We start from the raw sequence: 1,196 nt of genomic DNA, 5'->3' as shown, positions 1-1,196 counted from the left end.
AAAACCCCAGCCGGAGAAGAACCACAGGCCGACGGTGTCCGCCAAGCCCGTGACTTGGAAGTTGCCGGTCACGCTCGCGGTGCTGGCCACCGTAGCGTTCATCTTCTTCGGACTGCTGGGCCCGCAGGCGAACGCCAAATTCGGCGTTTCATCCAGCGGAGACTTCTTCCAGCTCCCGGCGATCGAAGTACCCGCATTCCTGTCCGGCATGGTGCTCTCCCTGATCCTGCTGGGCCTCGCGGGCTACGCCCTGGTCCTGAAGGCGAGAGCGAACCGGCGGCCCCCGCGCTGGGTGCCGGCCGTGTTCACGGTCGTGTTCGTGGTCGCCTTCCTGATCTGGGTGGTGGGCGGCGCCCGGACCCCCAGTATTTCGCTGGCCGGCCTCATCGCCGGATCCGTGACCCTCGCCGTGCCGATCGTCTTCGGCTCCCTGTCCGGTGTACTGTGCGAACGCGCCGGCGTCGTCAACATCGCCATCGAAGGCCAGCTCCTGGGCGGTGCCTTCACGGCCGCGCTCGTCGCCAGCCTGACGCACAACCCCTACCTGGGCCTGCTTGCGGCGGCCGTGGCGGGCGCCCTTGTGTCGGTGGTGCTGGCAGTGTTCAGCATCAAGTACGTGGTCAACCAGATCATCGTCGGCGTCGTGCTCAACGTCCTGGTCTCCGGGCTCACCGGCTTCCTGTTCACCACCGTGATGCAGTCCGATCCGGAGAAGTACAACTCGCCCGCCGAGCTGCCCATCATCGATATCCCGGTCCTGTCCAGCATCCCCGTGATCGGGCCCATCCTCTTCAAGCAGTCCGTGGTGGGCTACCTGATGTACGTGGCAGTCATCGTGATCTGGGTCGCACTGTTCAAGACGAAGTGGGGCCTGCGCGTCCGTGCCGTGGGCGAGCACCCGCAGGCGGCCGACACCCTGGGCATCAAGGTCAACGCGACCCGCTTCTGGAACGTCACGCTCGGCGGCGCCGTCGCCGGGATCGGCGGATCGTTCTTCACCCTCGTGGCGATCGACAGCTTCACCAAGGAAATCTCCGGCGGGCGCGGCTTCATTGCCCTCGCCGCCATGATCCTGGGCCGCTGGAACCCGATCGGGGCGTTCTTCGCCGCGCTGCTGTTCGGCTTCGCCGACAACCTGCAGAGCATCGTGACGATCATCGGCACCCCGGTGCCGAGCCAGGTCAGGGCCATGCTGC

Annotated in this window: 1 protein-coding gene; it reads left to right on the top strand. The window is 66.4% G+C overall.

Annotated elements, in window-relative coordinates; all coding sequences use genetic code 11:
- Nucleotides 1-34: 34 nt before the first annotated feature.
- On the top strand, nt 35-1,196 hold a 1,162-nt coding region (locus tag LQV45_RS34040), incomplete at its 3' end, for an ABC transporter permease (protein ID WP_230012265.1).

The organism is Microbacterium sp. Bi128, assembly GCF_918698205.1.
The sequence above is the reverse complement of the archived record's forward strand: the minus strand, read 5'-3'. Positions and strand labels throughout refer to the sequence as shown.